13 protein-coding genes are annotated in these 12816 nt (G+C 44.8%); 8 read left to right on the top strand and 5 right to left on the bottom strand.

Going from position 1 to position 12816, the window contains the following annotated elements; genetic code table 11:
* Nucleotides 1-17: 17 nt before the first annotated feature.
* Nucleotides 18-1466: a UDP-N-acetylmuramate--L-alanine ligase gene (gene murC / locus WFH18_RS04990; protein WP_262442758.1), complete on the bottom strand. Its 1449-nt coding sequence runs from the start codon at nucleotides 1464-1466 to the stop codon at nucleotides 18-20.
* A 3-nt stretch (nucleotides 1467-1469) separates the two neighbouring features.
* Nucleotides 1470-2576 (bottom strand): undecaprenyldiphospho-muramoylpentapeptide beta-N-acetylglucosaminyltransferase, encoded by a 1107-nt coding sequence (gene murG, locus WFH18_RS04985; protein ID WP_262442759.1) that lies wholly within the window; start codon nucleotides 2574-2576, stop codon nucleotides 1470-1472.
* A 424-nt stretch (nucleotides 2577-3000) separates the two neighbouring features.
* Here murG and WFH18_RS04980 point away from each other — a divergent pair, with 424 nt between their 5' ends.
* Nucleotides 3001-4203, top strand: coding sequence for an MFS transporter (locus WFH18_RS04980; RefSeq protein ID WP_262442760.1), 1203 nt, complete (start codon nucleotides 3001-3003; stop codon nucleotides 4201-4203).
* A 51-nt stretch (nucleotides 4204-4254) separates the two neighbouring features.
* On the opposite strand, the gene gshB is transcribed toward WFH18_RS04980, so the two are convergent.
* On the bottom strand, nucleotides 4255-5205 hold the full coding sequence (gene gshB / locus WFH18_RS04975) for a glutathione synthase (protein WP_005267667.1): 951 nt from the start codon (nucleotides 5203-5205) through the stop codon (nucleotides 4255-4257).
* Nucleotides 5206-5348: 143 nt separating this feature from the next.
* Here gshB and WFH18_RS04970 point away from each other — a divergent pair, with 143 nt between their 5' ends.
* The 4 genes from WFH18_RS04970 (at nucleotide 5349) to WFH18_RS04955 (ending at nucleotide 8822) form a co-directional block, all read left to right on the top strand.
* On the top strand, nucleotides 5349-5549 hold the full coding sequence (locus tag WFH18_RS04970) for a DUF3565 domain-containing protein (RefSeq protein WP_262442762.1): 201 nt from the start codon (nucleotides 5349-5351) through the stop codon (nucleotides 5547-5549).
* A gap of 124 nt (nucleotides 5550-5673) precedes the next feature.
* On the top strand, nucleotides 5674-5985 hold the full coding sequence (locus WFH18_RS04965) for a hypothetical protein (RefSeq protein WP_228738641.1): 312 nt from the start codon (nucleotides 5674-5676) through the stop codon (nucleotides 5983-5985).
* 145 nt (nucleotides 5986-6130) lie between these two features.
* On the top strand, nucleotides 6131-7888 hold the full coding sequence (locus tag WFH18_RS04960; RefSeq protein WP_336754657.1) for a copper resistance system multicopper oxidase: 1758 nt from the start codon (nucleotides 6131-6133) through the stop codon (nucleotides 7886-7888).
* The gene (locus WFH18_RS04955; protein ID WP_004729146.1) at nucleotides 7875-8822 is read left to right on the top strand and encodes a copper resistance protein B; all 948 of its coding nucleotides are present in this window, start codon (nucleotides 7875-7877) and stop codon (nucleotides 8820-8822) included. The genes WFH18_RS04960 and WFH18_RS04955 overlap by 14 nt, the downstream gene beginning before the upstream one ends.
* A 171-nt stretch (nucleotides 8823-8993) precedes the next feature.
* Here WFH18_RS04955 and WFH18_RS04950 read toward each other — a convergent pair whose 3' ends face one another.
* On the bottom strand, nucleotides 8994-9326 hold the full coding sequence (locus WFH18_RS04950; protein WP_004729144.1) for a hypothetical protein: 333 nt from the start codon (nucleotides 9324-9326) through the stop codon (nucleotides 8994-8996).
* A 549-nt stretch (nucleotides 9327-9875) separates the two neighbouring features.
* Between WFH18_RS04950 and WFH18_RS04945 the strand changes: the two genes are divergently transcribed.
* Nucleotides 9876-10085 (top strand): cold-shock protein, encoded by a 210-nt coding sequence (locus WFH18_RS04945; protein ID WP_004281299.1) that lies wholly within the window; start codon nucleotides 9876-9878, stop codon nucleotides 10083-10085.
* A gap of 461 nt (nucleotides 10086-10546) precedes the next feature.
* Here the strand turns inward: WFH18_RS04945 and pyrE are convergent, their stop codons facing one another.
* Nucleotides 10547-11197 carry an orotate phosphoribosyltransferase gene (gene pyrE, locus WFH18_RS04940; RefSeq protein WP_004647228.1) on the bottom strand — a complete coding sequence of 217 codons (651 nt, stop codon included), beginning with the start codon at nucleotides 11195-11197 and terminating at the stop codon, nucleotides 10547-10549.
* Nucleotides 11198-11237: 40 nt separating this feature from the next.
* Here pyrE and WFH18_RS04935 point away from each other — a divergent pair, with 40 nt between their 5' ends.
* Both WFH18_RS04935 and WFH18_RS04930 read left to right on the top strand, forming a co-directional pair.
* Nucleotides 11238-12056: an exodeoxyribonuclease III gene (locus WFH18_RS04935; protein WP_262442771.1), complete on the top strand. Its 819-nt coding sequence runs from the start codon at nucleotides 11238-11240 to the stop codon at nucleotides 12054-12056.
* A gap of 445 nt (nucleotides 12057-12501) precedes the next feature.
* A partial coding sequence (locus tag WFH18_RS04930; protein ID WP_148335220.1) for an IS1 family transposase occupies nucleotides 12502-12816 on the top strand: 315 nt, incomplete at its 3' end.

The following is a 12816-nucleotide window of genomic DNA, read 5'->3' as shown; positions in this document are numbered from 1 at the left end:
TCAGTCACACAAGATGACTATTTTATATATAAGTGATTTTGTGCAAGTTCGACTGAGATTGCTCCAACATTACCTGCGCCCTGGGTTAATAACAAGTCATTTGCTTGCAATACTTTTCTCATGATCTGATTCAGGTTACCGTCCGCCGCATCGACCAGAATCGGCTCGACTTCACCACGTAGACGAATGCTGCGGGCCAAAGTACGACTGTCTGCCCCGACAATCGGTTTTTCACCGGCAGGATAAACATCCAGCAACAATAACTGGTCTACAGTAGAAAGTACTTCCACAAAATCATCAAAACAGTCACGGGTACGGCTATAACGGTGTGGCTGGAACATCATTACCAAACGACGGTCCGGGTGACTCTGACGCGCGGCTTTAATCGTCGCTTCCACTTCTTTTGGATGGTGACCATAGTCATCCACCAGTTTCACATTACCACCGTCAATTTCAAACTCACCCTGAACTTCAAAGCGGCGACCCACACCACTAAAACCTTCCAGTGCACGGCAGATTGAAGCATCCGACACGCCTTCATCGGTTGCTATACCAATCGCGGCCAGGGCATTCAGCACATTATGCAAGCCTGGCTGGTTGACCGTTACACGCAATGGCTCACGCTCTTTACGCAATACGGTAAAGTGGGTTTGCATGCCATCCTGATCAACATCTACTGCGCGGATGTCATTGTCTTCATTGAAACCATAAGTCAGTAACGGACGTGCAATTCGCGGCATGATTTCACGGATATTGGCATCATCACCACAGACTACGGCCAAGCCGTAAAATGGCAATTTTTGTAGGAACTGGATAAAGGTATCTTTCAGGACATCGAAGCTACCGCCATAGGTATCCATATGATCGGCATCAATATTGGTCACCACGGCAGCCATCGGTTCCAGGTGCAGGAAAGAAGCATCTGACTCATCGGCTTCGGCCACGATATAACGGCTGGCACCCAAGGCTGCGTTCATACCGGTACTGTTCAGTAAACCACCGATCACATAGGTTGGATCCATGTTTTCTTCAGCCAGCATACAGGTGATCAGGCTGGTGGTCGTGGTCTTGCCATGCGTGCCGGCAACGGCAATACCATGACGGTAACGCATCAGTTCACCCAGCATTTCCGCGCGGCGAACCACAGGGATACGATTTTCAATCGCAGTTTTAATTTCCGGGTTTTCCTGATCAATCGCGGTAGACACCACGATCACATTAGCACCTTTAATATTATTTGCAGTATGTCCGATATAGACTTTAATCCCGTTTGCTTCCAGCTGCGCTGTGGTCTTGGAAGCCTTGATATCTGAACCAGACACTTTGTAGCCTTGGTTTTTCAGCACTTCTGCAATACCACACATGCCTGCACCACCGATCCCCACAAAATGAATGTGTTTGATACGGCGCATTTCCGGCACTTTGATTAATTTTTTCGCTTGTTCAGCTGGGGTTGTTGGAGACATAGTTTACTCGGATGATAATTCTTGAATTAAACGGACCACATGTTGAGTCGCATCGGGTTGAGCCTGGCGGCGTGCTTTCACGGCCATTTCCATTAACAGCTGGCGATTCAGCATCGGCTCTAATAAGGTTTTTAAACTGTCCGGGGTCATAGTGGCCTGCGGGCAAATCTTTGCCGCATTGATATTGGCCAGGAAACCGGCATTGGCCGTCTGGTGATCATCGACCGCACTTGGCAGCGGCACAAAAATCGCAGCGACCCCGGCAGTGGCAATTTCAGTCACGGTCAATGCACCGGCACGGCAAATCACCAGATCGGCATCAGAATAGGCGTTGGCCATATCTTCAATAAAGGGCTGGACTTCAACTTGCAGATTGGCCGGTGCATTTTCATAACGTGCCCGTGTCGCCTCGGCATGATTTTGCCCACACTGATGATAGACATTTAAAGGTACATTCAGTTGCTTTAAGGCTTCCGGAACCCGTTCATTTAAGGCTTGCGCCCCCAAGGACCCGCCAACGATCAGAATACGTAAGGGTAGTCCTGCCTTGTCACGCTGCTGATAACGCCAGGACGGATTTAAAATTTCGCTAATTTCCTGTCGTACCGGATTGCCGGTGGTGACGATTTTTTCCTGGGCCGGAAAAGTATTCGGGAAAGCCTGGCACACTGTTTTTGCCACACGCGACAATTGGGTATTGGTAAAACCGGCGACTGCATTCTGCTCATGGATCAGCACCGGAATACCTAAAATACGCGCAGCCAGACCACCCGGCCCGGCTACATAACCACCAAAACCGGCGACGGCATCGACCTTGAGCTGTTTCATGAATTTCATGGCGCTCAGGGTTGCTTTCATAATTTTAAAAGGGGCCAAGGCTTTACGTACAAAACCATTGCCCCGTACACCCTGAATATCAATCTGATAAATGGGAATATTCTGGTTTTTTAATAGACGGTTTTCCATGCCTGCGGGTGTGGCCAACCAGGAGACCTGTATACCTTGTTGTTGTAAATCTTTGGCAACAGCTAACGCTGGAAACACATGTCCACCTGTACCTGCGGCCATCATCATGACATGTTTAGGCTGTTTTTGCTGAGCGTCGGTCACGGTCTAATTCTTCAATTCAAAAAATGGAGCAGGAAATCTGATTTAAGTAATCAATTGTAATCACAAACCTCAGGCCATGAAAGTTTATTTACTTTATTTCAACAAGGCTTTAATTGTTTTTTTCATGCAAATTCCAAGTTTAGACTCGTTTTATTTATAAGATCTGCACTTTTCCTTCGACTTAAGTGACATATCATAGCAATTTTAAATGATTTTCTCATTATATTATCAATAACCTTGCCACGGACAGGGCTTTATTTAGAACCCTTTACAGCTCACTCCCGGTCAATCCATATCCTATCATCAACTAATGAGCTTAGGCTTAAATCCTATCAATTTTATAAAACTTTCATGTTATTCATATCTATATATGAATGATGCTTGATGTACAAGCAGATGCTTTAAATGGACTCAGTTCGGATAAATGTCAAAAATATCATGTCATGATGTATGGATTATCTTGGCCGGTTATCTGGCTGCGATCCATGTCGGCAAACTTTCGGCCGTGATTCCTGTATTGCAGCAGGATTTAAACCTGAGTTTTACCCAGGCTGGTTTTTCATTAGCGTTGGTACAGGCTGCCGGAATGCTGTTTGCGCTATGCATTGGCGCCTTCTCGGAAAAAATGGGATTAAAGCGCTGCCTGATCATGGCCTTAATCATTTTAGGGCTGAGCAGTTTTGCCGGGCTTTGGATTACGCAGCCTGCCACTTTATATGTATTGCGTTTTATGGAAGGAATCGGATTTTTAACCATCTCTTTATGTGCGCCAGCCATTTTAAAACGTACCAGCCGCGCTGAAACACTGAATTTCAAGATGGGACTCTGGAGTTCCTATATGGGCATCGGTGTCAGTCTGGCAGTATTAATGATTCCTCTCCTGCTTGAATATCTGGACTGGCAAACGATCTGGGCCATTTTGGGCTGCCTGTGCCTGGTTATTGCTGGCATGATCAAACAATATTTAAATATTGAACCTGTCCTGGTAACACAGCTAGATTCTTTCCAGGCAGCTACGGAAAACACCTCATTCTGGCAGATTGTTAAAATTACCCTGACCCACCCACCGATTATCTGTCTGGCGATTATTTTTGCCTGTTATAGCAGTCAATGGATCACTGTCACGGGCTTCCTGCCTACGCTGTATGTCGAACAGGGGCTAGACTTAAAACGCGCAGGGATGCTGGCTTCAATGGTCGTGCTGGCCAACCTAGGCGGTACTTTTGGCGCAGGCATGTTGCTGCAACAGGGTTATAGACCGCACACCTTATTGAGTACCGGATTTGTGGCAATGCTCTGCAGCAGTTGCTTGGTATTTGCTGCAAATTCCTGGCTCTCATTTGAATTGCAGGTTGTCAGTGCCGTGCTGTTTTCACTGATTGGCGGGATGATCCCAACCACTGTTTTTGCGATTACCCTGCACTATGCACCACGTGCCTATGCAGCAGCGGCCAGTGTGGGTCTGGTTTTACAAATTTCAGCCTGCGCACAGTTTTTTATACCGACCCTGAGCGCCGCGCTGATATCTGCCACCCAATACTGGGCCAATCTTGCCATTATCACTGTCTGCCTTTCGATGCTGGGTATGGTAATGACGGCATATTTATTTAAGCGCTATCCCCAATGAAAAAATAAAAAAGAGCCTGCAAGCAGACTCTTTTTTCACCTGATTTTGCCTTTAAACCTGATTGGCCTGACCCGCTTCCAGCACAGCAAATAAATCGTCTGCAATCGAGGTGCCAAACTGCGCATCAATTTCACGAATACAGGTTGGACTGGTTACATTAATTTCAGTGACATAATTTCCGATCACATCCAGCCCCACAAAGATCAGACCTTTTTCTCTGAGATACGGCCCTACTTTTGCTGCAATGGCTTTGTCATTTTCAGTCAGGGGGCGTGCCTCACCTAGGCCACCCGCGGCCAGATTACCACGCACTTCACCATTTTGTGGAATACGGGCCAGACAATACGGCACTGGCTCACCATTAATCATCAGGATGCGTTTATCGCCTTCGACAATTTCCGGAATATAACGCTGCGCCATAATCGGCTGGGTACCATTATTGGTCAGCATTTCAATGGTTGAACCGATGTTGATGCCATCCTGATACAGGCGGAAAATCCCGGTGCCGCCCATACCATCTAGCGGTTTTACAATCACATCGACCTGTTCTTTGAGAAATTCACGGATCAGGCTTTGCTGCGAAGTCACCAAGGTCGGAACTTGCAGATGCGGGAACTGGGTCGCGAACAGTTTTTCATTACAGTCACGCAGGCTTTGCGGTTTGTTGATGATCCATGCCCCTTCGCGCTCTGCCTGCTCCAGAATATAAGTGGTATAGACGAAGTTCATATCAAAAGGCGGATCTTTACGCATCAAGACAACGTCATAAGCAGCGATCGACTCTTTTTGTTTTTCGCCAAGTTCATAATAATAGTCGTAGTCTTCAAATACCTGTAACGGCGCGATCAGACCAAAGGCCTTGCCCTGATCGATATATAAATCTTCCTGCAATGCATAACCGAGTTCATGCCCGCGACGTGCTGCTGCCCACAGCATGGCCATGGTCGAGTCTTTTTTCAGGTTTACATTTTCAATGGGATCCATCACAACAAGTACGCGCATGTGTCTCTGCTCTTTTTCAAAAAATGACTTGGCAAGGAGTATAGCTTGTGTGGATTCTTTTGTTTATGGTGATTTTGCATGACTTATTTTGTATAGGTTTTTAGATAGATGCTCAGGCAATTTGAGCTCAAGGGAGGTATGCCATGCAACAGGCCATTATCGGTTTTCACCTGGATGAGGAACAGCATTGGGTTGCAGAACTGGCCTGCGGACATGGCCAGCATGTGCGGCATACCCCGCCCTGGCAAAATCGCCCATGGGTGATGACCGAGCAAGGACGTAAAGAAAAACTCGGGATGCTGCTAGACTGTAAAAAATGCGAAAAGTGCGAAACTACAACCTGAACCTATGAAAAAAGTAGTATGTAGGTGACCTAAAAAATAATCTTGTCCAGAATTTGCTAATTTGAGTTACTGCGTTTATGCTTTTATTGCTCAAACATGCAGCGCATTTTTTCAGGGTGTACTTTTGCTCATACGGCTCGTCAAACAGATCTGGTTGGTGATGCTTGTGGTTTTTGCCATAGGCTGGAGCAGTGTGTCTGTCGCATCTGCAAACACCATGCATCTGGTTATGCCGTCTGAAAAAACGAATCCTCATTGTCTGGAAATGACAAAACCCTCTGCTTCTCACTCGCTGCATAAGACTGATCATCATCAAGATCAGGAACTGATTCAGCCGGACTGTGTCAGTGACAGCAGTCATCAGATTGTCTGGATTGTGGCACTATGGCCTGCCAGAACTTGGTCACCAGCCTGCCCATTACAACGCCCGAGTTAAGCGTGCCTGATCACGGTTATCCGGAAAAAACCCTCCTCCCTGCTTACCATGCCCAGCACCTTGCCGGTTACTGGCAAGAAATCCTGCGCCCACCCAAAGCTTGATCCTGAATTTTTAAATTTTTTTATTCATTAAGGATTAAGTTATGTTGCTTAAAATCAGTCAAAGCCTGTGTCTGGGCTTCGGTCTCATCTCGTCGTCTGCCTTGTTTGCAGCCGTAAAAGAATATCATCTGGTCATTGATGAAAGCCCGATCAATCTCACCGGAAAGACGGTCAAGCGTATCACTGTAAACGGAAAATTCCCTGCACCCTTGCTGGAATTTGAAGAAGGTGATGATGCAGTCATTCATGTACAAAACAACCTGAACAATCAGGATACCTCGCTGCACTGGCATGGCCTCCTCCTGCCCGGGCTGATGGATGGTGTCCCCGGATTTAACGGTTTTCAGGGGATCAAACCGAAACAGTCTTTTACTTATCGCTTCAAGGTTCGTCAAAACGGCACCTATTGGTATCACGCACATTCCAAAGGTCAGGAACAGGATGGCCTCTATGGCGCATTGGTGATTCGCCCCAAAGCACAGACATTACTACCTCCACATGAACAAACCGAGCGGGATTATGTGGTGATGCTGTCGGATTTTCACGAACAGGGCAGCCAGCAGATTCAGAACAATTTAAAAAAATCGGCCGAATATTATCAGAACCAGCGCGAAACCGTGGGCGATGTATTTAAGCAGGTGAAACGTGACGGTCTCAAGGCCACCTGGTCAGATCGCAAGATGTGGAGCCAGATGCGTATGCTGAAAACCGACCTGTCCGATGTTACCGGTTATACCTTTCTGGTCAATGGAAAAACGCCGCAACAAAACTGGAGTGGCCATTTCCAGCCCAATGAAAAAGTCCGCCTGCGTTTCATCAATGCTTCTGCCATGTCGTTTTTCGATGTGCGTATTCCCCAGCTGAAAATGACCTTGGTCAGTGCCGATGGACAACCGGTGCAGCCGGTCAATGTAGATGAATTCCGTATCGGAACCGCTGAAACCTATGATGTGATTGTGGAACCCACTGCAGCGCATTACCAGATTGAAGCAGAATCGATCGACCGCTCAGGCTTTGCCATTGGCAGTTTGCATCAGGCAACTGATTCAAGCAAAACCCCGGCCCCGGTTCAATTACCGACACCGCGCCCTCGTGCCTTATTGACCATGGAAGATATGGGACATGGCGAACAGCATGACATGTCGCATGACGCACACAGCAGTCAGACCACGCAGACTGTCACAAGTGAACATGATCAGCATGCCCAGCACGACATGCATGCAAGTCATAGTGCCATGTCCGGAACCAATCAGCCTGTTCAGGGCTGGGCCAATATGTCTACGCCTGCAGGGCACAAAGCCTTGCAATATCAAGACCTCAAAGCCCTGACACCGCAACCTGATACCCGCGCAGCAGAACGTGAACTGGTGATTCGTCTGGGTGGAACTATGGAGCGCTATATCTGGACCATGAATGGTAAAAAATTCAGTGATGCCGAGCCACTTCAGGTGAAATATGGCGAGCGGATCCGGCTGAAATTTATCAATGACAGCATGATGGCCCATCCGATGCATTTGCATGGCATGTTTATGCAGCTGGAAAATGGTCAGTCTGCTGCAAATATGCCAAATAAACACACCGTGATTGTGCCGCCCGGGAAAACGGTGACCACCCTGCTCACAGCAGATGAACTGGGAGAATGGGCGATTCACTGCCATCTGCTCTATCACATGAGTGCCGGCATGATGAACAAGCTGATTGTGGCACAGGTTGACGAAGATCAAGCATCTCACCCTTCTTCACAAAAAACGCCGTCAAAGCCAGCAGCTGCCCAAGGAGAAAGCCATGCACATCACTAATCTTTTTGTAAAGTCAGTGCTTAGCAGTGCGCTTACCCTAAGCAGTCTGAGTATTTTTGCGGCAGCTTCTAGCGAGCATACGGGTCATAATGAACATCAGCATCATAGCGGATATCATGCCATGCAAAACATGGCTGATGACCACGCACAGCATACTGAAACAGCAAATGCCGTTTCTCATCAACCGCCACCAAAGTTATTGCATCAACAGCAGGCGCTGAACACACCACAAAATTCAGTCAGTTCTGCCAGCGAACATGATCATCGTAAAGAACATGGCGCACAGATTTATAGCCAGATTATTCTGGACCAGAAATGGCAGCATAGTTCAGAGGGAAATGGAGCATTCAAGTCCAAGAACCAGGCCAGAGTCGGCACGGATGAAAATAAAATTTTCCTCAAGCTAGAAGCCGACAAACATGAATCCCGTCAGGCCGAATATGATGCCAAAGTGTTGTATAGCCGAAATATTTCTGATTTCTGGGATGTGCAGACCGGGGTGCGCTATCGACAGGAAAATTTAGCCGAGCCTTCTATAAACCAGCAGAACGAGCGCTTCGATGCAGTATTTGGGTTACATGGCCTGGCTCCCTACTTTTTCGAAACGGATGCTCATGTCTATGTTGGTGAAGATGACTTTGTCGGATTAAAACTGAAAACAGAGCGTGACCTGTTACTGACTCAGAAACTGATTATGCAACCCTTTGTCGAACTGGATGTCATCCTGAATGATCAGGCAGCGAATGCGAAAAAAACCGGCCTTAGTCATGCCACCTTGGGCCTGGAAACACGCTATGAACTGAGCAAAAAGCTCATGCCTTATTTGGAAGTGGGTTATGAATATAGTAAAGGCAACCAACAGACAGCCTGGCAGCAAAGTTCTGATTCAGAAAAAGGCTGGATCTATGGTGCAGGTCTAAGAATGATGTTCTAAATTTTTGATACAGAAAATTATGCAGCTACGGGATGTGAAACGCCATTCATGTCTCGTAGCGCTATGGCACTATACATTTGACTGAGAAAGATTTTTTAAGCCTATGAACTGTACATGCAATGCTTTTCTGTACTTTCCCGCTCATTAAGACACTTGTTATTTTGCGAAAAACTAGTCTTCATCGCCTTGATTTCCACTGTTACTTTTAGCAACCAAAGTGCCTAACATAATGATAAAGGTACTTACACCGCCAATTAACAGGCTCAGCAGCCCCATTTCCAGCATAAAATTACTATCACCAGTCTCAGGGGCACCCCATAGAAATTGAAGACGATCGCCAAAAACAAAATTGATTGCACATACAATCAGAAAACCAATCAAGGTGGCAATCAGTAAAGTGACCACCAAGTTCTTCCACATTTTACATCCGACGAACAGGATGATCATGGCCAGTCCAACCATGGTGATGATGGATATAAGTAACACACTGTTCCAGTAATCCATGAGACTCACTCGTATTTGGTTTTAAATTAAAATCAAGAAATTCTTATAGTTAATTTTTCCAATTGAATTTTAATATAGGTGGATTTTTATACATGAGCAATGACGATAACTATCTTAAAGCTACAGATATTAATTTACCCAAAGTTATAAAATACACTGACTTAGTAAAATCTTGCTGAGTACTGAACGATTCTGATTAACATAAAGTAACACAAACACAACGTGTATTTCATTGTTTAGCTTCGTTAGAGCTCAAATTCAACCGATAAAGCTCAAGGCAAAACCAGCTTGAAATTTTAAAAAAAAGAAGAACTGAGCCACTTTTATAAGAAAAATAAATAATAAATATAAAAAACTTGAATATTTTCTGATTTAGGCTATGCTGTGTTTAACTAGAAAAAAGCGTTGTTTAGTTAAGCTTCTTTAAGTGCCGCAGTATTATTTATAATCCTCAGTTTTTTCAGATCTTTATTTCAATTCTTATTGTTTTTCCAAGTTATCCATAGTCATTTCTATGACTAAAATTATTAAAATTTAACAGGTTATATTATGTCTACTACAGTTACCGGTACAGTAAAATGGTTTAACGAAACTAAAGGTTTTGGTTTTATTCAACAAGAATCAGGTCCTGACGTTTTTGCTCATTTCAAAGAAATCAGCAGTTCTGGTTTCAAAACTTTGTTTGAAGGTCAACGCGTTTCTTTTAGCGTGGTTGATGGTCAAAAAGGTCCAAATGCGATCAATATCGTTGCGCTATAATTTAGCCCAGCAATAAGAAAAAGCACCTTCAGGTGCTTTTTTTAGCTCTGAAGATTCATAATTTTGGTGAAAGGTTTTCTGCTCCTCTATTTAGCTCATTAACAATGAATTTTTAAGAATCATGTTTCTGAATCACTGCTGCTCAGTGGGACTTTATAAAAGATAAAAATGAAAAACCCCTAGCATCCTGCCAGGGGCTTTCCGTATGGGTTCGCTTGGTATAACTCCTGTCGTACCTTACTTTCCTTGTATTTATCTATTGTTATTCTTGTGTGGAACCTCCTGTTCCTGTTAAAGCTATCATAGGAAATTTCCACTATTCAAAACAGCCGCAAAGTGCTGGAATTGATGTAAGCCAATGCTTACAAGAATAGACAGAGATAATAAATTTCAAATGTTTAGCAAATTGAACATCTACAAAAAAAGGAAGCTCAAGCTTCCTTTTCTATGCCAATCTAGGCTTAGATCCCATATTTAACACGGTAATCTTCCATTTTCGCCAAAGCTGCTAGGTCGCCTTTCGCTTCCAGATAGTCCATTAAATCTTTCATGGTAATTAAGGCATGTACAGGAATCTCAAGCTCTTGCTGCACTTCCTGAATCGCAGACAGTTCGCCCTGACCTTTTTCCTGACGGTCTAATGCAACTAGCACACCCGCAATCTGCGCACCGGCATTTTTCAGGATGGTGACGACTTCACGAATCGCTGTGCCTGCGGTGATCACATCATCAATGATCCAGACTTTTTTACCTTCTACAGAAGCACCGACCAATACGCCACCCTCGCCATGGTCTTTGGCTTCCTTGCGATTAAAACCCCACGGCACACTTACCCCATGATTTTGCGACAGAGCCACAGCAGTTGCTGCCACAAAAGGAATGCCTTTATATGCAGGGCCAAAAATCACTTCAACATGGTCACATTCAGTCAGTTTTGCAGCATAGCCAGAAGCCAGCAGTGTCAAGGCTTCACCATCATTCAACAGACCCGCATTAAAAAAATAGGGACTCACACGTCCCGATTTTAAAGTAAACTCACCAAATTTAAGCACACCGCGTGATAATGCGAGTTCGATAAAAGCTTGCGGGTTAAACTGAGCTGGCGTTGACATGAGGTGCTCCTAAATCCATTAATTAAGGTAAGACTTGCGCATGATACCAAAGAGTAGCTATCCAGGTGATCAAAAAATTCTTCGCGTCGTTTCAATTAATGTCAACGGCTTACGTTCATCTGTCACCAAAGGCCTATTGGAATGGATGGAACAGTCGGATGCCGATGTAATTTGCATGCAGGAAAGCCGGATCACGCATGCGCAGTGGACCGATAAATTCAAGCCTGAAGGCTGGTACACGCACCTGTTTCCTGCCGAGCGTCCGGGTTATGCCGGTACTGCCATTTATAGCCGTCTGCCTTTTGTGTCTCTGACCGATGGCCTGGGTTTTGAACTGGCCGATTCACAAGGCCGTTTTATTGCCGCTGAATTTGACTTGGGTTTAGATCAAACTGTACAGATCTGTTCCCTATATCTGCCTTCGGGTTCATCAGGCGATGAAGCGCAAGCACGTAAAGATCACTTTCTGGAAGAATACGCAAAAATTCTGAAACAGTGGCGCGATGAAAATAAATCGGTGATTGTCTGCGGTGACTATAATATCGTGCATAAACGTATTGATATTAAAAACTGGTCGGGTAACCAGAAAGCCTCGGGTTGCTTGCCGCATGAACGTGCCTGGCTGGATCATATCTACGATGAGCTTGGTTATGTCGATACTTTCCGTGAAGTGCGTAAAGAAGCCGAGCTGTATTCCTGGTGGTCAAACCGTGGTCAGGCGCGTGCCAAGAATGTTGGTTGGCGGATTGATTATCATGCCTGCTCTCCAGACTGGAAAGAGCGAACCGTTAATGCCTGGGTCTATAAAGAACAATGGTTTAGCGATCATGCTCCAGTGATTATCGACTACAGATTATAAAGCCTCACCATTTGATTGAGTGAACAGTTGTTCACTCAATTAAGGCTTATCTCTTACATGACATGACGTATTTTTTGGGTTTATCTCAATGTAATAACATAGCATTATAGCGCTACGGCACAAGGACATGTCAGGACGACAACATAAGGACAGGACGCCGTAGGACGAAAATAAAACAGACTATAGATTTAGCTTGTTTTGCATGGATGTGACATTGGACGTTGGATTGAGACCCGCATGATCAGGATGATTAAATGCGGGTTTTCTATTTCTATCATTCCCAAATTTTTATTTTTCTTATTATTTAGATTGTTCTTTTTCTTGCTGCTCATGTTAAAGCTGCTTGATGTCATTTTGATGACATGACTTTTCTGCTATTTAAAATTTGGTGGTGTTTCAAAAAGTATGCTGAAAAAAACAATATGGCTTTTGATAAAATAGAGGTATGAAAATAACGCTACAAATCAAATGTCCTACCTGTCTAAGTAACAATATAAAGAGAAATGGCATCAAAGTAGATGGGAAACAAAACCATCAGTGCAAAGATTGCAAACGTCAGTTTATTGGTGATCATGCATTAAGCTATCAAGGGTGTAACTCAGGTATTACCGGCAAGATATTACATTTGATGGTCAGAGGAAGCGGTGTTAGAGATATTGCTGAAGTCGAGCGTATCAGCATTGGCAAGGTATTACGAACCTTAAGTGAATCGATCTATCAGATTCAGCCTAAACAAAGCCACTACGAATGTCTTGAAGTC

The sequence above is a fragment of the Acinetobacter sp. USHLN143 genome, assembly GCF_037145695.1.
Lineage (GTDB): Bacteria > Pseudomonadota > Gammaproteobacteria > Pseudomonadales > Moraxellaceae > Acinetobacter > Acinetobacter fasciculus.
The sequence above is the reverse complement of the archived record's forward strand: the minus strand, read 5'-3'. Positions and strand labels throughout refer to the sequence as shown.

Bases quoted from the DNA above. Each gene is read 5' to 3' on its own strand.
- WFH18_RS04980 (WP_262442760.1), top strand. From the start codon at position 3,001: ATGTCAAAAATATCATGTCATGATGTATGGATTATCTTGGCCGGTTAT.
- WFH18_RS04950 (WP_004729144.1), bottom strand. From the start codon at position 9,326: ATGGATTACTGGAACAGTGTGTTACTTATATCCATCATCACCATGGTT.
- WFH18_RS04960 (WP_336754657.1), top strand. From the start codon at position 6,131: ATGTTGCTTAAAATCAGTCAAAGCCTGTGTCTGGGCTTCGGTCTCATC.
- WFH18_RS04970 (WP_262442762.1), top strand. From the start codon at position 5,349: ATGCAACAGGCCATTATCGGTTTTCACCTGGATGAGGAACAGCATTGG.
- WFH18_RS04935 (WP_262442771.1), top strand. From the start codon at position 11,238: ATGATACCAAAGAGTAGCTATCCAGGTGATCAAAAAATTCTTCGCGTC.
- gshB (WP_005267667.1), bottom strand. From the start codon at position 5,205: ATGCGCGTACTTGTTGTGATGGATCCCATTGAAAATGTAAACCTGAAA.
- WFH18_RS04945 (WP_004281299.1), top strand. From the start codon at position 9,876: ATGTCTACTACAGTTACCGGTACAGTAAAATGGTTTAACGAAACTAAA.
- pyrE (WP_004647228.1), bottom strand. From the start codon at position 11,197: ATGTCAACGCCAGCTCAGTTTAACCCGCAAGCTTTTATCGAACTCGCA.
- murC (WP_262442758.1), bottom strand. From the start codon at position 1,466: ATGTCTCCAACAACCCCAGCTGAACAAGCGAAAAAATTAATCAAAGTG.
- WFH18_RS04955 (WP_004729146.1), top strand. From the start codon at position 7,875: ATGCACATCACTAATCTTTTTGTAAAGTCAGTGCTTAGCAGTGCGCTT.